Origin of the sequence: Stutzerimonas stutzeri, assembly GCF_009789555.1 — a bacterium.
GTDB lineage: Bacteria > Pseudomonadota > Gammaproteobacteria > Pseudomonadales > Pseudomonadaceae > Stutzerimonas > Stutzerimonas stutzeri_R.
Map to the genome: position 1 here is coordinate 1,644,375 of NZ_CP046902.1, position 23,846 is coordinate 1,668,220.

General features: G+C 63.6%; 20 protein-coding genes and 2 pseudogenes. 7 read left to right on the plus strand and 15 right to left on the minus strand.

Features of this window, described 5'->3' with window-relative positions; genetic code table 11:
* The first annotated feature begins 81 nt into the window (after positions 1-81).
* Together GQA94_RS07665 and GQA94_RS07670 are read left to right on the plus strand one after the other, a co-directional pair.
* Positions 82-540, plus strand: coding sequence for a carboxymuconolactone decarboxylase family protein (locus GQA94_RS07665; RefSeq protein WP_158187452.1), 459 nt, complete (start codon positions 82-84; stop codon positions 538-540).
* Between the two features lie 249 nt (positions 541-789).
* Positions 790-1,815 (plus strand): CNNM domain-containing protein, encoded by a 1,026-nt coding sequence (locus GQA94_RS07670; RefSeq protein WP_158187453.1) that lies wholly within the window; start codon positions 790-792, stop codon positions 1,813-1,815.
* Positions 1,816-1,892: 77 nt separating this feature from the next.
* Here GQA94_RS07670 and GQA94_RS07675 read toward each other — a convergent pair whose 3' ends face one another.
* The 6 genes and pseudogenes from GQA94_RS07675 to GQA94_RS07700 all read right to left on the minus strand — a co-directional run bounded on the left by GQA94_RS07675 (position 1,893) and on the right by GQA94_RS07700 (position 6,772).
* Positions 1,893-3,194: a PQQ-dependent sugar dehydrogenase gene (locus GQA94_RS07675; protein ID WP_158187454.1), complete on the minus strand. Its 1,302-nt coding sequence runs from the start codon at positions 3,192-3,194 to the stop codon at positions 1,893-1,895.
* Complete coding sequence (locus tag GQA94_RS07680; RefSeq protein WP_423835401.1) at positions 3,191-3,619, minus strand: DUF2231 domain-containing protein; 429 nt, start codon at positions 3,617-3,619, stop codon at positions 3,191-3,193. The genes GQA94_RS07675 and GQA94_RS07680 overlap by 4 nt, the downstream gene beginning before the upstream one ends.
* A 403-nt stretch (positions 3,620-4,022) precedes the next feature.
* Positions 4,023-4,391, minus strand: a pseudogene (locus GQA94_RS07685) (hypothetical protein); the annotation flags it as partial.
* A gap of 133 nt (positions 4,392-4,524) precedes the next feature.
* Entirely contained in the window at positions 4,525-4,989 is a 465-nt protein-coding gene (locus tag GQA94_RS07690; RefSeq protein WP_158187455.1) for a DUF2214 family protein, read from the minus strand.
* 3 nt (positions 4,990-4,992) lie between these two features.
* Positions 4,993-6,372 (minus strand): MATE family efflux transporter, encoded by a 1,380-nt coding sequence (locus GQA94_RS07695; protein WP_158187456.1) that lies wholly within the window; start codon positions 6,370-6,372, stop codon positions 4,993-4,995.
* Between the two features lie 106 nt (positions 6,373-6,478).
* Complete coding sequence (locus GQA94_RS07700; RefSeq protein ID WP_158187457.1) at positions 6,479-6,772, minus strand: hypothetical protein; 294 nt, start codon at positions 6,770-6,772, stop codon at positions 6,479-6,481.
* Between the two features lie 213 nt (positions 6,773-6,985).
* Between GQA94_RS07700 and GQA94_RS07705 the strand changes: the two genes are divergently transcribed.
* Positions 6,986-7,918, plus strand: a complete 933-nt coding sequence (locus tag GQA94_RS07705) for an SdiA-regulated domain-containing protein (protein WP_158187458.1) — start codon at positions 6,986-6,988, stop codon at positions 7,916-7,918.
* An 18-nt stretch (positions 7,919-7,936) separates the two neighbouring features.
* On the opposite strand, the gene GQA94_RS07710 is transcribed toward GQA94_RS07705, so the two are convergent.
* The 5 genes from GQA94_RS07710 to GQA94_RS07730 all read right to left on the minus strand — a co-directional run bounded on the left by GQA94_RS07710 (position 7,937) and on the right by GQA94_RS07730 (position 10,727).
* Positions 7,937-8,386: a DMT family transporter gene (locus GQA94_RS07710; RefSeq protein WP_158187459.1), complete on the minus strand. Its 450-nt coding sequence runs from the start codon at positions 8,384-8,386 to the stop codon at positions 7,937-7,939.
* Between the two features lie 74 nt (positions 8,387-8,460).
* Positions 8,461-9,021 carry a DUF4136 domain-containing protein gene (locus GQA94_RS07715; protein WP_158187460.1) on the minus strand — a complete coding sequence of 187 codons (561 nt, stop codon included), beginning with the start codon at positions 9,019-9,021 and terminating at the stop codon, positions 8,461-8,463.
* Positions 9,022-9,055: 34 nt separating this feature from the next.
* The gene (locus GQA94_RS07720; RefSeq protein WP_158187461.1) at positions 9,056-9,655 is read right to left on the minus strand and encodes a DUF4136 domain-containing protein; all 600 of its coding nucleotides are present in this window, start codon (positions 9,653-9,655) and stop codon (positions 9,056-9,058) included.
* Between the two features lie 20 nt (positions 9,656-9,675).
* Positions 9,676-10,425: a methyltransferase domain-containing protein gene (locus GQA94_RS07725; protein ID WP_158187462.1), complete on the minus strand. Its 750-nt coding sequence runs from the start codon at positions 10,423-10,425 to the stop codon at positions 9,676-9,678.
* Complete coding sequence (locus GQA94_RS07730) at positions 10,422-10,727, minus strand: nucleotide pyrophosphohydrolase (protein WP_158187463.1); 306 nt, start codon at positions 10,725-10,727, stop codon at positions 10,422-10,424. The genes GQA94_RS07725 and GQA94_RS07730 overlap by 4 nt, the downstream gene beginning before the upstream one ends.
* A gap of 103 nt (positions 10,728-10,830) precedes the next feature.
* Here GQA94_RS07730 and GQA94_RS23375 point away from each other — a divergent pair.
* A pseudogene (locus tag GQA94_RS23375) lies at positions 10,831-11,071 on the plus strand (hypothetical protein); the annotation flags it as partial.
* A 92-nt stretch (positions 11,072-11,163) separates the two neighbouring features.
* On the plus strand, positions 11,164-13,569 hold the full coding sequence (locus tag GQA94_RS07740; RefSeq protein ID WP_158187464.1) for a membrane-bound PQQ-dependent dehydrogenase, glucose/quinate/shikimate family: 2,406 nt from the start codon (positions 11,164-11,166) through the stop codon (positions 13,567-13,569).
* 261 nt (positions 13,570-13,830) lie between these two features.
* On the opposite strand, the gene GQA94_RS07745 is transcribed toward GQA94_RS07740, so the two are convergent.
* Positions 13,831-15,414, minus strand: coding sequence for a peptide chain release factor 3 (locus GQA94_RS07745; RefSeq protein ID WP_158187465.1), 1,584 nt, complete (start codon positions 15,412-15,414; stop codon positions 13,831-13,833).
* 624 nt (positions 15,415-16,038) lie between these two features.
* Here GQA94_RS07745 and GQA94_RS07750 point away from each other — a divergent pair.
* Positions 16,039-17,202 carry a type III PLP-dependent enzyme gene (locus tag GQA94_RS07750; RefSeq protein ID WP_158187466.1) on the plus strand — a complete coding sequence of 388 codons (1,164 nt, stop codon included), beginning with the start codon at positions 16,039-16,041 and terminating at the stop codon, positions 17,200-17,202.
* Positions 17,203-17,972: 770 nt separating this feature from the next.
* Here GQA94_RS07750 and GQA94_RS07755 read toward each other — a convergent pair.
* Together GQA94_RS07755 and GQA94_RS07760 are read right to left on the minus strand one after the other, a co-directional pair.
* Positions 17,973-18,800 carry a tetratricopeptide repeat protein gene (locus tag GQA94_RS07755; protein ID WP_158187467.1) on the minus strand — a complete coding sequence of 276 codons (828 nt, stop codon included), beginning with the start codon at positions 18,798-18,800 and terminating at the stop codon, positions 17,973-17,975.
* Complete coding sequence (locus GQA94_RS07760; protein ID WP_158187468.1) at positions 18,801-19,481, minus strand: Fe2+-dependent dioxygenase; 681 nt, start codon at positions 19,479-19,481, stop codon at positions 18,801-18,803.
* A 164-nt stretch (positions 19,482-19,645) separates the two neighbouring features.
* On the opposite strand from GQA94_RS07760, the gene GQA94_RS07765 reads away from it, so the two are divergent.
* The gene (locus GQA94_RS07765; protein ID WP_158187469.1) at positions 19,646-21,934 is read left to right on the plus strand and encodes a TonB-dependent receptor; all 2,289 of its coding nucleotides are present in this window, start codon (positions 19,646-19,648) and stop codon (positions 21,932-21,934) included.
* Between the two features lie 197 nt (positions 21,935-22,131).
* Here the strand turns inward: GQA94_RS07765 and GQA94_RS07770 are convergent, their stop codons facing one another.
* On the minus strand, positions 22,132-23,697 hold the full coding sequence (locus GQA94_RS07770) for a sulfite reductase subunit alpha (protein WP_158187470.1): 1,566 nt from the start codon (positions 23,695-23,697) through the stop codon (positions 22,132-22,134).
* Between the last annotated feature and the right edge of the window lie 149 nt (positions 23,698-23,846).

The window sequence follows — 23,846 nt, forward strand, 5'->3', positions numbered from 1 at the left end:
CGAAGATGTCGAAATTCTACAATAGCGCGTGCTGACGGCTGCGTAGGCTGGACTCCACATTCAAACCGAGGAGACACCACCATGCGCATGAATTATCAAGCGGCGGCCCCTGATGCGGTGAAAGCGATCATGGGCCTGGAAACCTACCTGGCCCGCCAGAGCCGCAGCGAAGAGGGCGTCGACAAGCCCTTGATGGAGCTGGTCAAGATCCGCGTTTCGCAGCTCAACCAGTGTGCGTTCTGCATCGACATGCATACCAAGGACGCGCGCGCTATGGGCGAAACCGAGCAGCGTATCTATGCCTTGAGCGCCTGGCGCGAAACGCCGTTTTTCTCTGACCGCGAGCGCGCTGCGCTGGCCTGGGCGGAGGCGAATACGTTGCTGCCCAACGGGGTCGGACACGCCCTGTTCGATGAGGTGCGCCAGCATTTCTCCGAGCCGCAACTGGTCAACCTCACGCTGGCGGTGGCGACCATCAATGTCTGGAATCGCTTCGGCGTGTCCTTCGCCCCGGTGCCCGGCGGCTACCAGCCGAGCTGAGACCCGGCGCAACCATTCGCCTGGCTTGGATAACCAGGGGCCGCAGCTGTCGCTGGGAGGGTCCGCCAGCGACAGCGACACGCGACGCCACGACGTGGCCAGGGTTGTCTTGCGCGTTGCACCGTGCCGGCAGGGACGGATCAGAAAGGGCGAGGAAATGAAATGTTGCAGCGTCGATCGCCAGGGTTCGTCATCGCCTTGCGCATTTGCTGTAGATTGGACAGCCCTTGGTAACGATACTTTTGGCTCATGACACTCCTGATAGCGTTCGCTGTCTTATCCATCCTGGTTTCCTTCGTCTGTTCGATCCTGGAAGCCGCACTGCTCTCGCTCACCCCTAGCTTCATCGCCAACCAGAAGGCCTCCAGGCCAAAGCTCTACGAGCGGCTGAAAGCACTCAAAGACAAGGTCGATCAGCCTCTGGCTGCCATCCTGACGCTCAATACCGTTGCTCACACGGTCGGAGCGACCGGTGTCGGTGCGCAGGTCACCGTCGTGTTCGGCAACGGCTACGTCGGCGTCGCATCCGCCGTCATGACCATTCTGATTCTGGTCCTGTCGGAGATTCTTCCGAAAACCATCGGCGCCCGGTATTGGCGTGTCCTCGCTCCGTATCTGCCGCCGCTGTTGACGGCCATGATCTGGATGCTCAAACCCTTCATCCTGCTCTCGGACATGATCATGCGCCTGTTCGGCGGGAAGGAGCCCGAGCATGACATCCGTCAGGAGATCAAGGCCCTGACCGTGCTGGGCCGCGAAACGAAAAGCCTCGATGAGGATGAGCAGCGCGTCATCAGCAATATCCTGGATCTGCACGAGATCAAGGTTCGCGACATCATGACGCCTCGCACGGTTTGCGATTGCACGGCTCCGGAGATCGCCATTGGCGCGTTCAAGGACAAGGTGGTCGACAGCCAGTTCTCGCGCTACCCGGTGATCGGTGAGGACGAGACCCCGCTTGGCGTCATCTTCCGATATGACGCGCTCGCGGCGGCCGATGACGAGGCACCGGTATCGTCGATCATGAAGCCGGTAAAGGTCGCGCCTGAAACGATCAGCGTGGAAACACTCATGACCCAGTTGTTGCACGAGCGTCAGCACATGTGCCTGGTGTATGACGAATTCGGGAGCTGGCGCGGACTGGTCACGCTGGAAGACATCATGGAAACCATCATCGGCAAACCGATCATGGATGAAACCGACGACATCCCCAATATGCGTCGTTTCGCCAAGCGCCGTTGGGATCATCGGATCAAAAGGGCCCGCGAGAGCTGACCGCCGCCTGATCCGTCTGCAAGTGGAATGGCGCCGACGCCCAAGCGGACGCCGGTGCCTCCCGGCCTCACCGGGTGTCACTGGGTGCGGGTCACCCGCCACAGCGTGTTCGCCAGGTCGTCCGCGACGATCAGCGCACCGCTCGGATCGACAGTGACTCCCACAGGCCGGCCGCGGGTCTTGCCATCAGCTGTGCGAAAGCCGGTCATGAAATCGACGGGCGGTCCTGAGGGGCGCCCGTTGCTGAACGGCACGAAAATCACTTTGTAGCCGACCGGATTCTTGCGGTTCCAGCTGCCGTGCTCGCCGATGAATACGCCCTCGGCGAACTGTTCGCCCATCGCCGGCTCGGAGAAGTCCAGGCCGAGGGCGGCGACGTGCGAGCCCAGGGCGTAATCGGGCGTGATCGCGGCGGCAACCTTTTCAGGGTCCTGCGGGCGTACACGGGTATCCACGTTCTGGCCCCAGTAGCTGTAGGGCCAACCGTAGAAACCGCCTTCGCGCACCGACGTCAGGTAGTCCGGTACCAGGTCCTCGCCCAGCTCGTCCCGCTCGTTCACTACCGCCCAGAGCTGCCCGGTCCCGGGCTGCATCGCCAAGGCCGTCGGGTTGCGCAAGCCGGTTGCGTAGGGCTTGTAGGCGCCGGTCCGGGCATCGATCTGCCAGACCAGGGCACGGTCGACTTCGGCCTCCATCCCACGCTCGGTGATGTTGCTGTTGGAACCGATGCCCACGTACAGAAAACGCCCGTCGGCGCTAATGGTCAGTGCCTTGGTCCAGTGGTGGTTGATCGCCGACGGAAGGTCGGTGACCTTGGTCGGCGATCCGCTGGCTTCGGTCTGGCCCGGCTGGTAGTCGAAGCGTACCAGGGCGTCCTGGTTCGCCACGTACAGGTTGCCCTCGAACAGGGCCAGTCCATACGGTGCGTTCAGGTTGTCGGCGAATACGGTCTGTATCTCGTAGGTTCCGTCTCCGTCGGCGTCGCGCAGTAATGTCAGGCGATCGCCGCTTTCCACCGAGGTGTTGCCCCGCGCCTTGATATAGCCGGCGATCACGTCCTTCGGTTTGAGCTTCGCGGCGTTGCCACCGCGACCCTCGGCGACCAGGATGTCGCCGTTGGGGAGCACGAGCGTCTGGCGAGGGATTTTCAGTTCGGTCGCGATCGCCGTGACGCTATAGCCTGGCGGCACGGTCGGCTGCTGGTCGCCCCACGGCGCCGGTTCCGCAATCTTCATGCTCGGCAGCAGACCGCGCTCGGGTTCGGGAAGCTTCGGGTCGGCACCGTGCAACTGGGCGTTATCCAGCTCCTCACTGTCGCCGCCGCATGCACCGAGCAGTAGCGCGAGAGTCAGGGTGGTCAATGCGCTGGCGTGTTTCATGCTGTCTCTCCCGCTCGCTGATCAGTGAGGCCGATCCATGTCGCCAGACAGGCGAGCAAGGTGACGACCACCGATAGAACCAGGCCCGCGGGCATGGTCGCCCATGCGTCCTTGGCGTGCTCGAGCGCGTTGATGAAGCCCAGCACCCAGGTCGCCAGCAAAACCAGCAGGTAGACCAGAGGCCGTCCTGCCTTATGGCGGGCGCGTATCAGGTTGACGATGGCGAACACAAGCGCCAGTCCGCAGAAGACCAGTCCCCCGGCGATCAGCCAGGAGGAGAAGTTGCTCCATTGAATCTGATAGCTGCGAAAGTAGGCGATATCACTCAGCAGGGCGCCGAGAAACAGGGGGACGGTTCCGGCGAGCAACGTCGCATGCAGCGGGTTGGGCATGCTCGGGTAGGTGTGAGGGGTGGTTGCGGTCACGGCAGTTCCTCATCGCTGGGCGAGCCGTGCGTGAATCAACGCGGATGCGCTGGCCCGCCAGGCTCGCTTTGAGTGTGCATAAGAGGGGATCGTACCGCTGGCTCATAAGTTCACTTCGATCGGTGAGCGGAGGCCGCCGGGCGAGGGTCCGAGCGTCGCCGGTGCCGTGAAGCCGGCGCCTGGGCAAACCCGACCGGCCGGTGCTATTGGCCGGCACAGGATCGATCGGCGAGCGGTCGTCTCGCCCGTCGATGGATGACGGGGCGGCGACTCAGCGATCGCGGCCGGACGCGTCTCGAGAACGCGTCGAATCGTTTCCATCGGCCGGAGTGGAGGGCGTTGCAGGCTCGGCGGCGGGTTCTGCGCCGGGTTCGCTGGAGGGGACCGGGCTCTGCGTCCCGACGCTCTGATTGGCGGCGCGGCAGGTCAGCTCGGCAAAAGGCTTGTCGGGGGAGTAGTCGCCGGGAACCCGTTCGACCCGTTGGCTATTGGACGTGACGGTGAACACCGGTGGAGCCGAGGTGTCCGCCCTGGCTTCGTCCGGCACGTGGAACTCGCATGTCACGGTGTCTTCGCTCTTGTTCATGACGCGGACCGCCCGAATACCGACCAGCTCGACACCGGCGTCGGATGTCGAAGTAGGAACACCCATGGCGCTGACTTCCACGTCGAGCCCGTTCAAATGCGTGATGACTTCGGGTTTCGGTGTCTGGGCCAAGGCCAGTGGCGCCCACAGGGCGAGGCCGCAGGCGATGAGAGGTGGTCTGGTCATGGGGAACCTCCTGGAGTCGTGTGTGCTTAGAAGGGATCGATGGGTGAGGGTTCGGCTCTGGCAAACGGGATTGGTTGCAAAATGATTGAACGGTGTGCCTGTTGAGAGCCGCTGTCAGCGAGCGCGCCGGGCCTCACGAGCCCTGCGCAATGACGCCGAAACCGCGAGCCATCAGCGTGGCAAACAGTGGGATCAGCAGCAGTGCGAGCAGCTCGATGCGGATGATCAGCTTCACCCAGCGCGCGCTGGCTGGGCTGATGGCCGGGACCTGACCGGCCTTCAGTGCGGGGCGCCAGCGCAGGAAGGTGACGGTGGGGTAGATCGACAACAGTGCGACGACCACGAACAGGCCGATCTTGGCATGAAAGAAACTGTTGTTGAGGTAGTAGTCCATTCCCTTGCCGTAGCGCATGGCGCGGGCGGCGCCGGTGATCAGCACCAGGCCGGCGACGATGCCGAACGCGGTGTCGGCGCGGAACAGGCTGCGTGCCCGCGCCAGATTCAGCGGCTGGCTGAACAACTGGTGCTCCAGCAGCAGCAGGGCGAAGAGCAGGAAGATCGCCACGAAGTGCAGGTAGGCGGCGACGGCGTAGGCCATTGTTCAGTGTCCTCTGGATGGGGTTGCTGCCGCTGTGGCATGGGTCGCGGTGAACCATTGCTGTTGGCGCTGAAGGCGTCGGGCGATACTGCCGAGGCAGAGGCCTCGCAGCAGCATGAAGGCGAGAAAGGCCAACCACAATCCATGATTGCCCAGCGCACGCAGCAGCCAACCCAATGGTAGCGAAATCGCCACGGCCAGAAGCATCGCATTGCGCATTTCGCGCGCTCGGGTTGCGCCGATGAACAGGCCATCGAGCAGATAGCTCCAGACAGCGACCAGGGGCAGCGCCGCCAGGTACGGCAGGTAGGTGATCGCTGTTTCGCGCACGGCGGGAATATCGGTCTGCAGGCCGATGAACAGCTCGCCGCCGAACAGGAAGAACAGGCCGAAGGCAAGGCTGGCGAGCAACGACCAGCCCGCGGCAACGGTGAGGATACGGCGCAGTTCGGTTCGGTTCTGCGCGCCGATGGCATGGCCGCTGAGGGCTTCCACTGCGTGAGCCAGGCCGTCGAGGGCGTGAGCGGTGAGCATCAGACCGTTGAGTAGCAGCGCATTGGCAGCGACGGTGGCATCACCGAGTCGTGTGCCTTGGACGGTGATCAGAAAAAACACCAGTTGCAGCGCAAGCGACCGCAGGAATATGTCCCGGTTGACCGACATCAGCGCCTTCCAACTGGCCCAGCGCCGCAAGGCGTGCCTGTCCAGGCGGCCGGGATAGCGCACCAGGGCGCCGCGGGTGAGGGCCAGGCCGACCGCCACGCCGCTCCATTCGGCAATCACCGACGCCCGTGCGGCGCCTGCCACGCCCCAGTCAAGGCCGATGACGAACCAGAGGTCCAGGGCGACATTGGTCAGGTTGGTGGTCAGCAGAATCGCAAGGGGCGCGCGGGCGTTCTGGGTGCCGAGAAACCAGCCGATCAGCGCGAGGCTCGCCAACGCTGCCGGCAAACCGAACAGGCGCGTATGGAAATAGCGTTGGGTCAGGTCGTCGAGTTCGGCGGACGGTTGCATCAATTGCAGGGCGTAGCCCTTGAGCGGCAGCGCGAAAAGGCTCAGCAACAGCGCAAAGCCGAGCGCCAACAGCAGCCCTTGCAGCAATACCTGGCGCAGTGCGCCGCCATCGTCGCGCCCCGCGGCCTGGGCGGCGAAGCCGGTCGTGCCCATGCGCAAGAAGCCCATGACCCACACCAGCAGCGTATAGAGGCTGCCGCCCACCGCAACCGATGCCAATTGGTGGGCATGCGGCAGATGGCCGATCACGGCGCTGTCGACCAGCGCCACCAGCGGCACGGAAAGATTCGACAGAATCATCGGCGCAGCCAGCGCCCAGACCCGTTTGTGGGTGGGGGCGTGCTGCCAGGCGGTCAACAACCGAGACATTGAGGGCTCCAGGGCAGCCCGGAATGATACGTGGCCGTAACCCACGCGGCCAGCAGCCCGAAGCCGGAGTGGTGCAGTGTCGTACGGAGGTCAGTCTTTGGTACGCCTAGTGGATCAACCAGCTCAACAGCCAGAGCCCCAGGAACAGATAAATGACACCGGCGATGATCGAGCGACGGAAGAACGCCCGAACGGCCGCCACCAGAAGCATCAAACCGATTGCCAGGGCGACCAGGCTGATCAACGAGCGGTCCATGCCCAGGGTCCGCGACAATCCCTCCAGAAAATTGGCCCCGGCGTCGGCGAACAGGCTGAAGAAGCCGCTGAGCGCATCGACGATGTAGCGAATCACCGTACCGAGCGCCTGGCCCAGCCATTCGAAAAAACTTTCCACCCGCATATTGCTCTCCTGCCGTACGATCGGGGTGCAAGCGTAGCCGTTCCCCGGGGCATTGGGCTATCGATCCGTCCGGCAGTTCCCATGGCTGGACGTTGAACCCGCTCCCGGACGGTGGGTCAGTAGAGGCAATTTGGCGCCAGGTGGCCCAATCGTCACATAACGGTAATCTTTCCTGAGCAGGCTATTGGCCACTGCTCTTTCGAGAAAACGACAATGACTGTTACCAATGCACGACCTCAATGGTGGCCGAGCACCCGTCCAGGTGCCTGGGCGCTGGGGTTGCTGGCGGCCGGTTCGCTCTATGCCGCCGCGACCTTTCACTTGGATGAGCGGGTGTTCTACGCGCTTCAGTCGGCCTGGAACGAAAACAGCTGGGAAGCCCGCAGCCTTTGGCTCCCCGAATACAGGGTGCGGGTCGATGCGTTGCCGGTGGCGTCGGTGTCCGACAATCTTTCCGGGCTGACGTACGACGAGGGTCGCAACCATCTCTGGGCGGTCATCAACAACCCAGAGGAGCTGATTGCGCTGGATCAGGACGGCAACTTCATCGCTCGCTACCCGTTGCAAGGCTTCCAGGATGTCGAAGGCATCACCTATCTGGGCGACAACCTGCTGGCGGTAACGGAAGAGCGCAGCCAGTCGGTGGTGATCCTGCCCGTGCCGGATCGACCTGGTGCGTTGCAGCGCGAAGATTACGCCAGCGTCTCGCTGGCCCTGAACGAGCAGGGCAACGCCGGTTTCGAGGGAATTGGCTATGACCGCGCCGGCGATCGGCTCTTCGTGGTCAAGGAACATTCACCGCGCAAGCTCTACGAGATCCAGGGCGTCAAAGCCAGTCTGCACGGCCAGTTGAATCTCAAAATAATCGATCGTGAAGCCTGGATCGAAGACAAGGGCATGGCCAGCGACCTGTCGTCGGTGCACTTCGACGAGCGTACCGGCCATCTGGTGCTGCTCAGCGACGAAGCGAAGATGATCCTGGAACTGGACGGCAATGGCGATCTGGTCAGCTTCCGCTCGCTGTGGAGTGGCTTCGCGGGATTGAGCAACAGCGTGCCACAGGCCGAGGGTATGACCTTCGACGCGCGCGGTGACATGTATCTGGTCAGCGAGCCCAATCTGTTCTACGCGTTCGAGCGTAAATAGCCGTTTCGATCCGCCGCCTCAGCCGCGGCGAATCATCCACACCCCACCGAAGATCAGCACCAGCCCGGCGACCTTGCCGAGGCTGATCGACGATTGCCGGAAGCCCGCCCAGCCGAAGTGGTCGAGCAGCAGCGCCATGCCCAGTTGCCCGGCCAGTACCAGCGCCATGAACAGCAATGCGCCGATACGCGGCCCGGCGTAGGCTGCGGTGGCGATGAAGAACATGCCCAGAAGGCCGGCGCACCAATGCCACCCGCTCAAGCCGCGCAAGGCTTGCAACCCCGGTAGTTCACGCTGGAACAGGACGATGCAGAGCAATGCCAGGGTGCCCACGGCGAACGACAGCATGGCCGCGCTCATCACGCTGCCGAAATGCTTGGCCACCTGTCCGTTGATGCCGGCCTGCAACGGTAGGAAAGCCCCGGCGACGAAGGGCAGGACGAGGAGCCACCAGGCAACGACGGGCATGCGAATCACTCCGATAAAACGATAAAAAGAAGCCCGCCGGACGCGGCGGGCGGAACCAGGCTGCGCCGAGGCGGCTAATGCGGTGGGTATTGCGACAGTACCTTGTGAACCGTCTCGCGGAACATACCCGCACGTTCCTGCGGGCTGCCCGGATCATCACGCAGGACCTGTTCGGCACTGCCGCGCCACACCAGCTTGCCGTCCGCCGCGTCGTAGAAATCGACCTGCAGCGTACCGACCTGGTAATGGATGGTCCGGGTGTCGCTGTACATCGGTCCGCCCCAGAAGCCGTGCCATGGGTTACCCCAGGCCCCCATCGACGCGGTGGTGTATTGCTGGGAACGTTCATCGACGATGAACCAGGCCTGGACCAGCACGTCCGGCTGGCTGCCGGCCTGGGCCTGACGCAAGCCGCGCTGGTCGAGCTGCTCGCTGACCGCGCTGCGAATACGCTGTTCGGTGAGGTCACTTTTGACTCGCGGGTCGTCCGGGCGGTACTGCAGTGCCGGCTCTTTCCAATGCCAGCTGCGATAGGCGGAAAAGTCCCGCTGTGGATCGAAATCGCGTTGTACCTGCGTGCTCTGGCAGGCCGCCAGCGGCAACAGCAGGGCGAGCATCATCAATTGCCGGACCATGTCGGTTCTCCTCGTAACACCTTCTAGCCTGCATTCAGCGCGGAGGATATTGCGCCAGCGCGCGGTTCACCGCGTCACGTGCCGCATCCTTGCGTTCGGCCTGATCGCCGCCACTGCGCGCTTCGGCGCGGTTGCTCCAGATGGCCTGCCCCGAGCTGCCGTCGTACATCTGGATGTGCACCGAAACCACCTGCTCCTCATAGCTTCGTATTATCGGCGCACTGCCCCCGATGCCATAGCCGGTGCCGTATCCACCGTAGCGGCCCGCGCCGACGTAGGGCCCGTAATCGTCATAAGTCTGTCGCACCCGGGTCTCCATGCTGGCGCTGGCACTGATTTGCACGTCGCCACGGGCGTTATCGGGCGCAGGTCGCAGCCCCCGCTGATCGAGGGCACCGGCGACCATCTCCTGCAATTGCTCGCCTGCCAGCGATGCGGTTCCGGCTGGCGGAGTGCGCCAGCTCCAGCTCTGGTAGGCAGAAAAGTCCCGTGGCGCGGCCGGGTAGCTGGGTGACTGGATCTGCTCGACCGGAGGCGCTGGCGGAATGGGTTCGGACTCGCTGGTGTACGGGTTGCTGCCCTGGCAGGCCACGAGGCTGACGCACAGAAGGGGCAGTGCAGCACGGATCAACATGGAAACCTCCCGGCCGGCGCTCAGTTTGGCCGGCACAACCAGTGCAGGTATCGCCCGAGGCCGGCGAAGGCGGGATGGCGGCGGTAAGCCAGTTCCATCTCGATCAGGTCGGCAGGCTCGGTGCGCGCCTGGAAATCGGCGGGCATGTAATCGTGAAACACACGCACGCCACTGCATGATTCGACCCGCCAGTCTGGTGCGAGTTGCGCCGCCAGCTCCCGAGGATCGAGCGGGCGCTGCGGCGTGAGACTCTGACGTTCACCGGCGAACGATTGTGTGCGCAGTTTCTTGAAATGGCCCTTCAGCAGGTTGCGGTAGATCAGCGCATCGCGGTTGTAGAAGGCCAGGGACAGCCAGCCATCGGCTGCAACCAGGCGGTGCAGCACCGGCAGGATCGCTTGCGGTTCGGCGAGCCATTCCAGAACCGCGTGGCAGACGATCAGATCGAAACGGCCCTCGACCCGAGCGTCCAGGTCCTGCCAGGCGGCCTGAATGAACGTGCCCGGCTGGCCTGCCTGGGCGAACCGTTCACGCGCGCCGGCGAGCATCGGTTCAGCGGGTTCGGCGAGGGTCACCTGATGGCCCTGTTGCGCCAGCCAGAGGGCCATGTGGCCAAGACCGGCGCCAATGTCGAGTACACGCAGCGGGCGTTGCGGCAGCGTCTCGGCAAGGTCCGCCTGCAACACGGCGAGACGGATCGCACCCTTGGCGCCGCCGTAGATCTTCTCGGCGAAGCGCGCGGCGAGTTCGTCGAAATGGCGATCGCTCATCGGGCGAACCGCCGCTCGTTGTCGGCCAGCTTGGCCAGCAGTGCCTGTTCCATATCGATGCCCAGTTCGGCGCACATCAGCAGCAGGTACATGAGGATATCGCCGACTTCCTGCCCGGCGTGTTCCAGCTTGTCAGCCGGCAGCCGGCGTGACTCGTCCTCGCCCAGCCACTGGAATATTTCCAGCAGTTCGGACATTTCCACGCTGGCGGCCATGGCCAGGTTCTTCGGGCTGTGAAAGCGTTGCCAGTCGTTGCGATCCCGGATCGCATGCAGGCGCTGGGTGATCTGTTCGATGTTCATCAGAAGGCGGCTCATTCGGAGGCGGCTAGCTTCGGCCACTGTGCCGTTGCCCGCAAGGGGCAGCGGCGGTCATGTGCTTGCTGCGCTGCGGCGCACACGCAACACCATGGCCGCCGGGATGGTACCGCCGATCGGCATGGGAATCGCCAGCCTGATCGCGCGCGGCACGTTCGCCCAGGCGAGCGCGAAGCGGCCAAAGCCGCGCTGGTGCCGGGCTGTACCTGCTGGCGATTTTGGCCGGTCGTCTGCTGACCGGCGTGATCTACGCGGTGCTCAAAAGGCCCGAGGTACGGCCTTTGGCTGTCGGCGCGGTGCTCGATCGACGCCGCCAGAGGCTGAACTAAGGTCTCGCTGCCGTATCCACTGATAACGGTCATAACTTTGTTTCAGAAGGTTTCGCTGACAGCGGATGAACCCACTCGGCAGGAGAGTCTGGATGAGCATCGAATACGGGCCTCGCCCCTTGCGTATCACCCTGACCGCCGGGGTCATACTGCTGTTGGGCGCGCTGATGACGATCGGCGGTGGCTACCTCGCCCTGTTGGGTGGCTCCTGGTACTACCTGACGGCCGGCTTCGGGCTGCTGGTCGTGGCGGGCCTGCTGTTCGTTCGACATCGCGCGGCGATCTGGTTGTATGCGCTGCTGCTGCTGGGGACGCTGATCTGGACGATCTACGAGGTCCGTTTCGACTGGTGGCAGTTGGCGCCGCGGATCGACCTCTGGTGCATCCTTGGGCTCTGGTTGATCCTGCCCTGGGTCAATCGCTACGTGAGTGATGAATTAGTCTGGCGCGATGGCGCCAGCGGTCTGCTCGCGCTTGGCGTACTGGCGGGCGCGCTGATGGCCGGCTATTCGCTGACACAGGATTACGGGTCGATCGAGGGTGAATTCAGCGACGCCCAGATGCAGGGCCTCCGCCCCGACGGGCAGGCCGGCCGTTCGGCGAACGAATGGACTGCCTATGGCGGCTCCAGCCGCGGCGATCGCTACTCGACGGCTGATCTGATCACCCCTGAGAATGTCGATCGGCTGAAAAAGGCCTGGGAATATCACACCGGCGATCTGCCGGGTGAGGGCGATCCGGGTGAACTGACCAACCAGGTCACCCCCCTCAAGGCAGGCGACAAGCTGTTCATCTGCACGCCCCACAGCATCGCCATCGCACTGGATGCCGATACCGGCGAGGAGCGCTGGCGATTCGACCCGAGCATCAACCGCGACGCGCAGTACTACCAGCACATGACCTGTCGCGGCCTCGCCTACCACGATGCCGCTGCCTATGGCGCGGCGACCCGCTCCGCACCCCAACCGGACCCGTCCACCGCTCGCTGTGAGCGCCGACTGTTCCTGCCCACCAATGACGGGACCCTGGTCGCGCTCGACGCCGAGGATGGCAAGCCCTGCGAGGATTTCGGCGACGCCGGCGTGGTTGACCTCAAGGCCGGCCTCGGTGAAGGGGCGCTAGGCGTCTACTTGCCGACATCCCCTCCTGTGGTGACCGAGAAGCTGGTCATCGTCGGCGGCTCCATCACCGATAACGGGGCAGTGGATTCGCCCGGCGGCGTCATTCGTGCCTACGACGTACGCAACGGGCGGCTGATGTGGAATTTCGATCCGGGCAATCCGGACGCCACCGAGCCGCTGGCGCCGGGAGAAACCTACGTGCGTAGCACGCCGAACGCCTGGACCATTGCGACCGCGGACGAAACGCTCGGGCTGGTCTACATCCCGACCGGCAATCAGACGCCCGACCAGTGGGCCGTGCCCCGCACACCTGAATCGGAGCGTTTCACCGATACGCTGGTTGCGCTGGATCTGGCGACCGGCAAGGTGCGCTGGGAATTCCAGACGGTGCATCACGACCTCTGGGACCGCGACTTGCCATCGCAACCGACGCTGGTCGACATCGACGGACCGCAGGGCACGGTGCCGGCCATCATCCAGCCGACCAAGCGTGGCGATCTTTACGTGCTGAACCGTCGCACCGGCGAGCCGATCGTTCCGGTCGATGAAATACCCGTGCCGCAGGGGACGGTAGAGGGCGACTACGCCGCGCCGACCCAGCCCGTGTCGGCATTGAGCTACGCGCCCGATGCGCCGCTGCAGGAAAAAGACATGTGGGGCGGCACGCCGCTGGACCAGATGATGTGCCGCATCCAGTTCCGCAAACTGCGCTACGACGGCGATTTCACTCCACCGTCCGAGCAGGGCTCGCTGATCTATCCGGGTAACGTCGGCACGTTCAACTGGCCGTCCGTGGCGGTCGATCCGAGCCGACAACTGCTGTTTGGCGCGCCGAACTATCTGGCATTCATCTCCCAACTGGTCAAACGCAGCGAAGTCGATCCGCAAGAGCGCACCGGCGGCGGCGAGACAGGCCTGCAGCCCAACCTCGGGGCGCCTTACATGGTGCGGCTGCAACCCTTCATGTCGGTGCTCGGGCTGCCGTGCCAGACGCCGCCGTGGGGCTTCGTCAGTGCGGTCGATCTGCGCACCATGCAAAAAGTCTGGATGCACAAGAACGGCACCAGCCGCGACAGTGCACCGCTGGGTATTGCGCTGCCGGTCGGCACGCCTGCGCTGGGCGGACCGATCGTGACGGCTGGCGGCGTTGCCTTCATGAGCGGCACGCTGGATTACTACCTGCGCGCCTACGACCTTCAGAGCGGCAAGGAATTATGGAAAGGCAGGCTGCCCGCAGGCGGCCAAGCCACCCCGATGACTTACGTTTCGGAAAGCACCGGCAAGCAGTACGTGGTGCAGATGGCTGGCGGCCATGGATCGTTCGGGACTCGAATAGGAGACTCGGTGTTGGCGTGGACGCTGGACGAAGCGCAATAGCGAGGCAGAACGCCGGCGTCGGGTCGAGTTCGCGGCAGGTGTCGCCGCGCCGGCCCGCAGCGTCCGCGCAGTAAAAAATGGTGCTGGCGGCGAAACCTCGTCTCCACCAGGCCAGGGTTGCGTAGGATGGCGCACGGCAGGCGCTCGCGCTCAGTCGGTTGGCTGCGCAGGCGCTTGGCGAATGGTCGTTGCTCGGGCGAGGCACGTTCGCTCGGCATTTCACGGCCTTGTGAAATGCCGCTGGGCTTGCGCAGTCGCCGATCAGTGGTGCTCGCGTGTTGCGCGGAATTTCACGTCCGGCCAGCGCTCTTCCATCAGGCTCAGGTTGACGCGGGTCGGCGCCAGGTAAGTGAGGTGGCCGCCTCCGTCGATGGCGAGGTTTTCGTAGGCCTTGTTCTTGAAGTCGTCGAGCTTCTTCTTGTCATCGCACTCGATCCAGCGAGCCGACCAGACGTTGATCGCCTCATACGCGCATTCGACCTTGTATTCCTCCTTCAGGCGGCTGGCGACGACGTCGAACTGCAGGACACCGACCGCGCCCAGAATGATGTCGTTGTTTCGCTCGGGGAAAAAAACCTGGGTGGCGCCTTCCTCGGCCAGTTCCTGGAGACCCTGGCGCAGCTGCTTGGATTTGAGCGGGTCTTTCAGGCGGACGCGGCGGAACAGTTCCGGGGCGAAGTGCGGAATACCGGTGAACCCGAGATTTTCACCCTCGGTAAAGGTATCGCCGATCTGGATCGTGCCGTGGTTGTGCAAGCCGATGATGTCGCCGGCCCAGGCTTCTTCCAGCTGCTCACGCTCGCTCGAGAAGAATGTCAGGGCGTCGGCGATGCGGATGTCCTTGCCAATGCGCGCGTGGCGCAGCTTCATGCCCTTTTCATACTTGCCCGAGCAGATGCGCATGAAGGCGATGCGGTCGCGGTGCTTGGGGTCCATGTTCGCCTGGATCTTGAACACGAAGCCGGTGAACTTGTCCTCGACCGGCTCGACGACGCGCTCGTTGGCCGCACGGGGCAGCGGGCGCGGCGCCCAGTCAACGACCGCATCGAGCACATGGTCGACGCCGAAGTTGCCCAGCGCCGTACCGAAGAACACCGGCGTCAGTTGACCCTTGATGAACTCGTCCTGATCGAACTCGTGGCAGGCGCCCTGGACCAATTCCAGCTGCTCGACGAAGCGGTCGTACTCGTCGCCGATGTGCTTGCGCGCCTCGTCGGAATCGAGTTTCTCGATGATTTTGACGTCGGTGCGCTCGTGCCCGTGGCCCGGCGTGTAGACGATGATGTAGTCATCCTTGAGGTGGTACACGCCCTTGAAGTCGCGGTAGCAACCGATCGGCCAGGTGATCGGCGCGGCCTTGATCTTGAGCACTGCTTCGATCTCGTCGAGCAGTTCGATAGGGTCGCGGATATCCCGGTCGAGTTTGTTGATGAAACTGACGATGGGCGTGTCGCGCAGTCGGCAAACGTCCATCAGGGCGATGGTGCGCGGTTCGACACCCTTACCGCCGTCGAGGACCATCAGCGCCGAGTCCACCGCGGTCAGGGTGCGATAGGTGTCTTCCGAAAAGTCTTCGTGGCCGGGGGTGTCGAGCAGGTTGATCATGTGCTCGCGGTAGGGGAACTGCATCACCGAGGTGGTGATGGAGATGCCGCGCTGCTTTTCCATTTCCATCCAGTCGGAGGTGGCGTGACGGTCGGATTTACGCGACTTCACGGTGCCTGCCACCGCAATCGCCTTGCCCATCAGCAGCAGCTTTTCGGTGATGGTGGTCTTGCCCGCGTCGGGGTGGGAAATGATGGCGAAGGTGCGGCGCTTCGCGACTTCGGCGGCCTGAGAGGTCATGGCGGTCCCGGTATTGAAAGCGTGTCGGAAAAAGCCGGCGATTATAGCGCAAAGGTCGCGCCCCGGCGTGGCCCGTCAAGGCGGCAGGGTTGGCCGGCCCTCCCTGGCGGGGCGGGACGAACGGAACATCGGCGCAGCACATCTGTCGGTTTGAGTAGGGTAGGTTCGCCAATGCGGCAAAAAATGGAGCGAGTGCGGATTTTTCATTGATCTGAAACAGCTGTGGTTCTAAAGTTCGCGCCCGAACGTCCATGCTGGCAACGATCCATCCGGCTCAAGTACTGACGACGAGAGATCAGGAATCACCAAGTCACTGCATCCGATGCCGTCGATTTGGCCGTGATACTCGGCGACATGCCTTGGGAAGTAGGCGAACCAAAGTGGGGAAACTGATCAGGCGTTCTAGTTAGGGTCTGTTTCCGTCCAGTCGCGGCTGCGGCCGCCCGTCCCTTGCGGGGTGCGCGACAGATGCACCGTGCGGTGTCATGGGACGCGGCAAGGAAACGAGCATACCGGCGTCCCGCGCCTTGCCTGGCGTCATTTGGCGCAACGCGGCTCGCAGTGAAACGGGAATAGACCCTAGTCCCCTCATCCGACTTTACGTTTCCCGATTTGGAGCCATGCATGTCGATCAAGATCGAAGATTACTATTCCCGATCCACTTTTCAGAAAATGAAGTCTTTCGCTGACCAGCACGAGACGCCATTCGTGGTCATCGACACCGAGACCATCAGCACCGCCTATGACGATCTGCGCGCCGGTTTCGAGTTTGCCAAGGTCTATTACGCGGTGAAGGCCAATCCGGCGGTCGAAATCATCGACCTGCTGCGCGACAAGGGCTCGAACTTCGACATCGCCTCGATCTACGAGCTGGACAAGGTGATGTCCCGCGGCGTCGGTCCGGAGCGTATCAGCTACGGCAACACCATCAAGAAAGCCAAGGACATCCGCTACTTCTACGACAAGGGCGTGCGCATGTTCGCCACCGACTCGGAAGCCGACCTGCGCAACATTGCCAAGGCCGCACCGGGCTCCAAGGTGTACGTACGGATTCTCACCGAAGGCTCGACCACGGCGGACTGGCCGCTGTCGCGCAAGTTCGGCTGCCAGACCGACATGGCGATGGACCTGTTGATTCTCGCCCGCCAGTTGAAGCTCGAGCCTTACGGGATCTCCTTCCACGTTGGCTCGCAGCAGCGTGACATTTCCGTATGGGACGCCGCGATTGCCAAGGTGAAGGTCATCTTCGAGCGCCTGAAGGAAGAAGACGGCATCGAGCTGAAAATGATCAACATGGGGGGCGGCTTCCCGGCCAACTACATCACCCGGACCAACAGCCTGGAAACCTACGCCGAGGAAATCATCCGCTTTCTCAAGGAGGACTTCGGTGACGACCTGCCGGAAATCATCCTCGAGCCGGGCCGTTCGCTGATCGCCAACGCGGGCATCCTGGTAAGCGAAGTGGTGCTGGTGGCGCGCAAGTCGCGTACCGCCGTCGAGCGTTGGGTCTATACAGACGTCGGTATGTTCTCCGGTCTGATCGAAACCATGGGCGAAGCGATCAAGTTCCCGATCTGGACCGAGAAGAAAGGCGAGATGGAAGAAGTGGTGATCGCCGGGCCGACCTGCGACAGCGCCGATATCATGTACGAAAACTACAAGTACGGACTGCCGCTGAATCTGGCGATCGGCGACCGCATGTACTGGCTTTCGACTGGCGCATACACCACCAGCTACAGCGCGGTGGAGTTCAATGGCTTCCCGCCGCTGAAGGCCTACTACCTGTAAGCAGCCGCGCGACATAGCGTAACCCGCATTCGCCGCGAGTCGCGCCTCCCACATGTTTGGGCCTTCCACGGGCTTGACGTGGCGTGGGAGGCCCGCCCCCGGGGCGAAGCTTTTCTGTCTGGTATCGTCGATCCCACCCATCATTTGGCCCTGCCCGGCCCTTTGCTCCGCATTCGCCGCGGGTCGCGCCTCCCACAGGTTTGGGCCTTCACTGGCTTGATGTGCTGTGGGAGGCCCGCCCCCGGGGCGAAGCTTTTCTGTCTGGGATCATCCGATCCCACCCATCATTGGGCCCTGCGCGGCCCTTTTGGTCCGCATTCGCCGCGAGTCGCGCCTCCCACAAGTTTGAGCCCTTCACTGGCTTGATGTGCTGTGGGAGGCCCGCCCCCGGGGCGAAGCTTTTGTGTCTGGGACCATCCGATCCCACCGAGCGTTGGCCCTGCGCGGCCCTTTGCTCCGCATTCGCCGCGAGTCGCGCCTCCCACAGGTTTGGGCCTTCAGTGGCTTTGAAGTGCTGTGGGAGGCCCGCCCCCGGGGCGAAGCTTTTCTGTCGGGGACCATCCGACTCCCATTAGCGTTGGGCCCTGCGCGGCCCTTTGCTCCGCATTCGCCGCGAGTCGCGCCTCCCACAGGTTTGGGCCTTCCACGGGCTTGACGTGGCGTGGGAGGCCCGCCCCCGGGGCGAAGCTTTTCTGTTTGGGATCATCCGATCCCACTAGCGTTGGGCCCTGCGCGGCCCTTTGCTCCGCATTCGCCGCGAGTCGCGCCTTCTACAGGTTTGGGCCTTCAGTGGCTTTGGATTCGGTTGGCGAGGACTCGGCGATCTGGCGGGCGATCAGTCGATCGCCCTGATCACCGATATCGGCGCAGCGGGCCACATAGGCCATTGCGATATCGGCAATCGGCCCGATCCGCGCGGCCAGTAGTTCGTCCCGCGCCTTGCGCAAAAACATCAGATGGCCGAGCGACAGGGCCTGGGTCAGCCAGTGACGGGCGTCTTCCCAGCGCCGCTGGGCGATCAACACCGCGGCATGGCTGAACTGGCCGCGAAAATCGCCGCCCTCGGCTGAGCGCCGGTACCAGTCCCAGGCTGCGGCCTGATCGGCCGGCACCACCAGGCCCTCTTCAAGGTAGCGGCCCAGCAGGTTCATCGATTTCGCATGCCCAAGCTCGGCGGCCCGGCGGTACAGGTGCAACGCCTGCGCCTGGTCCTGCGTGACGCCTCGACCGGTGGCGAGCAGGTTGGCCAGGTTGTACATGCCCCAGTCAAGGCCCCGTTCAGCCGCCTGGCGGTACTCGCGCGCCGCCGCCGAGGGGTTCGGCTCGCAGCCCCAGCCATGCTCGAGACAGCGCCCGAGCATGTTGTGCGCCATTGGGTGGCGGTGCTCGCGCGCAATCCGAAACCAGCGCACCGCCAGCTCCGGGTCGCGCTGGATGCCCCGGCCTTCCAGCAATATCTGGCCGAGCATGACCTGGGCGTCGGCCAGGCCCGTTTGTGCGGCGGTGAGGATGGTGCGCGCCGCTTCGCGCGGTGCGCCGGCCAGCAGATCGGCCAGCCGGTCGGCGGACACCTCTTCGCGACGAGGAAGATAACGCACCTAGACGTCCGACCATCGGCGCAGCAGGTTGTGGTAGGTGCCGGTCAATTGCACGAGTGACGGATGCTCCGGGACGTCCTGTGTCAGTCGCTGGATCGCCTGGTCCATCTCGTAGAGCAGGGTGCGTTGACCGTCGTCGCGCACCAGGCTCTGGGTCCAGAAGAATGAGGCGATGCGCGCCCCACGCGTTACCGGCTCGACCTTGTGCAGACTGGTTGCCGGGTACAGCACCAGATCGCCCGCGGCAAACTTGACCCGCTGGGTGCCGTAGGTGTCCTGGATTACCAGTTCGCCGCCGTCATAGTCGTTCGGATCGCTGAAAAACAGCGTCGCGGAGACATCGGTGCGCACGCGCTCCGGGCTGTTCTTCACCTGGCGGATGGCGTTGTCGATGTGATAGCCGAAGGCGCCGCCCTCGGTGTAGCAATTGAACAGCGGTGGAAACACCTTGTGAGGCAGGGCTGCGGACATGAACAGGGGATTCTGCCAGAGGCGCTGGAGCATCGCCTCGGCAATCTCCCTGGCCAGCGGCGCATCCTCCGGTAGCTGGAGATTGTGCTTGGATCTGGCCGACTGGTAGCCCGCCGTGACCTTGCCGTCGACCCACTGGGCTTGCTCGAGTGCGGCGCGGATGCGTATGGCTTCGTCGGAACTGAAGACAGCGGGGATGTGCAGCAGCATGTCGATCGCACTGGAAGCTGAATGGGTCGCAAATGATAATTAGTCTCAGGCCGCTTGGCGACACCTTCGGAAACATTCAGTAAATTTTTTTCTTGCGCTAATTGATATCGATTATCGTTTGTTCTAGATTTCGCGACCTCAGACTTCCTTCAACGAGAACAACGATGTCTTCGATGCCTTTGGATCGCCCCGTTTCCACGCCGCGTCTTATCGCCACCGCCGTCGGTGTTGCCATGACCGGCATTTCAGCCGCACCGCTGGCACAAGCCGCTCAATCCGAGCCACTCAGCCTGGGCACCACGACCGTGACGGGCGATGCGGTGGACAATGGCGATTACCGGGTCGATCAGGCGCAGTCATCCAAATACACCGCGCCGTTGCGCGATACGCCACGCTCGGTCACCGTCGTGCCTCAACAGGTGCTCAAGGACACCCACTCGCTGAACCTGCAGGACGCGTTGCGTACCGTGCCAGGTATCACCATGGGGGCGGGCGAGGGCGGTAACCCGACGGGTGACCGTCCGTTCATTCGTGGTTTCGACTCGCAAAGCAGCATGTACCTGGACGGTGTTCGTGATACCGGTGCGCAGAACCGCGAAATCTTCGCCATCGAGGCGGTGGAAGTGGTCAAGGGGTCGGACTCGGCCATGGGCGGACGCAACGCGGCGGGGGGCAGTATCAACCTGGTGAGCAAGAAGGCGCATCTGGGCAATTCGCTCGACGGCGGCTTCACCTGGGGCTCGGACCAGACCCAGCGCTACACCCTTGACGGCAACTACCAGCTCAGCGATACCGCCGCCGGGCGTTTGAATCTGATGCGCCATGAAAGCAACGTCGCCGGTCGCGATGCGGTGAACAACGACCGCTGGGGCCTGGCTGCTTCGCTCGCCTTCGGGCTGGGTACGCCCACGCGTGTTTTCCTCGATTACTACCACATGGAAAACGACGATCTGCCCGATTCGGGTATCCCCTACAGCCTGAACGCGGGCTCGACGGCCGGACGCACATCGGCCAACCCGGACAAGCCGACCGATGGTGGCGACAGCAGCAATTTCTATGGCCTCAAGCATCGCGACTTTTCCAAAGGGCGCGCCGATATCTCGACGATTGCCATCGAGCACGACCTGAGCGACAACCTGACGGTCAAGAACACCCTTCGTCATGGCAGCTCCATGCAGGACTACATCTGGAGCCAGCCGGATGACAGCAAGGGCAATATCCTCAACGATCAGGTGTTCCGACGCGCCAACCAGCGCGTGAGCAATACCACCGGCACCCTCAACCAGACCGAGCTGTTCGGCGAAACCGTGATCGCCGGTTTCAAGAACAGCTTTTCGTTCGGCGTGGAGCTGGGTCGCGAGTCCGTGGATCGCTCCGGCTATAGCCTGCCAGGCACCAATGCCGGTACCTGCACGCCCGCACTCGTTGCTTCCGGCGACTGTACGTCGCTGTCGAACCCGAACCCGGACCAGGCTTACACCGGCGCTATCACGCGTAATTACTACGGCACCGAATCCGATGCCGATACGCGGGCGCTCTGGGCATTCGACACGCTTGAACTGACCCAGCAATGGCTGCTGAACATGGGCCTGCGTTACGACTACTTCGAGACCCAGGCCAAGACCCGCGCCGCAACCGGCGTGACCCGTATCGAAGATACCAGCGAGTTCATAACCGGCCAGCTGGGCCTGGTTTACAAGCCGGTCGAGAACGGCAGCTTCTACGTGTCCTATGCGACATCGGCGACGCCGCCCGGCTCCACGCTGGGCGAAGGCGCGGAACCGAACTCGCTGAACAACGGGAACGGCACCGCTGGAAGCATTCGTAGCGATATGGAGCCCGAAGAAACCACCAATTACGAGATCGGTACCAAGTGGGATCTGCTCGACAACCGGCTGTCCCTCGCGGCGGCGGTGTTCCGCACTGAAAAGGACAACGCGCGCGTGCTGGCCACCGACTTCACCTACGAAAACGTCGGAAAGACCCGCGTGGACGGTTACGAGCTGACCGCCACCGGACGTCTGACGCCCAAGTGGAACGTCTTCGCAGGGTACAGCTATCTGGACAGCGAGCTCGTCGAAGGCGGCGCGGTCGGTAACCGGGCGGGCGCCGTCACCAGCCCGACCAATCCGGACAATGGCAATCAGTTGGCGAACACGCCGAACCACTCCTTCAGCCTCTGGACTACCTATGATGTGACCGACAAGCTGGTCGTCGGTGGTGGGGCGTTCTACGTCGATGAGGTCTACGGCAACACCGCCAACACGGTGATGGTCGACTCGTACTGGCGTTACGACGCGATGGCCAGTTACAAGGTCAGCAAGCATCTCGACCTGCAGGTCAATGTGCAGAACCTGACCGACGAGACGTATTACGACAGGGCCTATGGCGCGCACTATGCCAGCCAGGCCGCGGGTCGTACGGCGCTGCTGAGCACCAACTTCCACTTCTGATCGACGTTTCAGGCACGGCCGCTTGCCCGCGGTCGGGTCGAGGACGAGCCCCGCCGATAGGCGGGGTTTTTTTCAAGGCTTCGTTCCTGGCCCGCCTTGCCGTGACGGGCTCCAGGGCGCGGTCAACGCCCGTTGGGTACCGGCCGCGGGTCCGGCAGCGGATCGCCGGCTGACATCACAACGACTCCCGCAGCGAATCAGTAGAGATCGCGCCGGTAGCGGCCTTCGTCGCGAAGCGCCTGCAACCGCCCCGCGCCCAGCACACCGGCGAGAATCTGCTGCACCTCGCGTCCCATCCCTTCGAGGCTTCCACAGACATAAACGGCGGCGCCCTCGTCGATCCACTGGCGCAGCTCATCCGCCGCATCACGGAGTACATGCTGGACGTAGATTTTTTCCGCCTGATCGCGTGAAAACGCCAGGTCGAGCCGTTGCAGATGGCCCGATTGCAGCCATCCGTGCAGTTCGTCATGCAACAGTTGGTCATGCGCCGCGTTACGCTCGCCGAACAACAGCCAGTTGCGTGAACCCGGTGTAGCGGCACGCTCGCGCAGGTGAGCGCGCAGCCCGGCCAGGCCGGTGCCGTTGCCGATCAGGATCATCGGGCGCTGCGGCTCCGGCCCGTGAAAACCGGGGTTGCTGCGAATGCGAAGATCGATAGGATCACCCGGCACGGCATGCCGGCAGAGCCAGCCTGAGCCCAGGCCGAGCTGACCATCGGCATGCCGCGTCTCACGCACCAGCAGCTGTATACGGCCCTCCTCGGGAATCGAGGCGATCGAATATTCACGGTGCGGCAGCTGTGGCAGTGCCAGCAGCGCCTCGATATCCAGATCGTTCAGCCCATCGGAGGCCGGTGGCAGCCGCTTCGAAGCCAGCACGGCCGCCAGCGTCTGCCCGCCTTCGACTGGCTGGGCGGGGTCGAAGCCGGCGTGTCGAAGCCGTTGCGCAACGGAGGCGTCGGCGTGGCGTGGCCCGATCTCGGCGATATCGCCGGCGCGCCATGGCGGCGTAGAGTCGGTCGGATAAAGCGTCAGCTGGAAGATCGCGGCGCCGGCACTGCCTGGATTCAGCAACTGGCGGCTGTCCAGCCGCCAGGGTCGATAGGGCGCCGGCTGCCAATCGACGAAGTCGCTGCGGCCGCTGAGGTGTCCGAGCTGATGTTGCCAGTGGCGCAGCGCGCCGGCATCGCTGCGATCCACTTCCAGGCTGTCGAACAGTGGCTGGGCACCCAACTGGCGGAGCCGGGCATCGAGTCGCCGGCCGAAGCCGCAGAAGCGGGTGTACTGACGATCGCCGAGCGCGAGCAGGGCGTATTCCAATGTGGGAAGGCCGCTGTTCATGTTCGACAGGCGTCGTTCGAAATGGGCGGCGTTGTCCGGCGCTTCGCCTTCGCCGTAGGTGCTGACGATAAAGAGCATGCGGCGCTGCGTCGCGAGTGTCGTCGCGTCAATCCGGTTCAGCGCCCGGCTTTCAACCTCCAGCCCTGCATCGCGCAACTGGCTGACGCTGCGTTCGGCCAGCTCGCGGGCATGCCCGCCTTGACTGGCATAGGCAACCAGCAGCGTGTCGGTGCCCGGCTGCGCCTTGGCTGGCGTGTTCCGCCGATGACGATGCCAGACCAGCAGGCATATGCCGAGATAGGCCGCGATCACCAGTATCGCCGAGACGTGTCGCGGCGGCTGCCACTCGAAAAGCACGACGGCCAGTAGCGCGCACGCCAAAGGCGGGGCCCAGGACTGGAGCGCGGGGAAGCGAGGCAAGGTAGACCGTCTCCTGCGGTTGACGAACGGTGGGTACGTGCTGTGAGTTGTGGACGATCATCGAGCAGGCGCAGCGCATAGTCGGCTGGCCGCAGCGTACCGCGCCTGTGCATGCCCTGCGCGGCATGGGTTCACGCGGTAGCCGACGA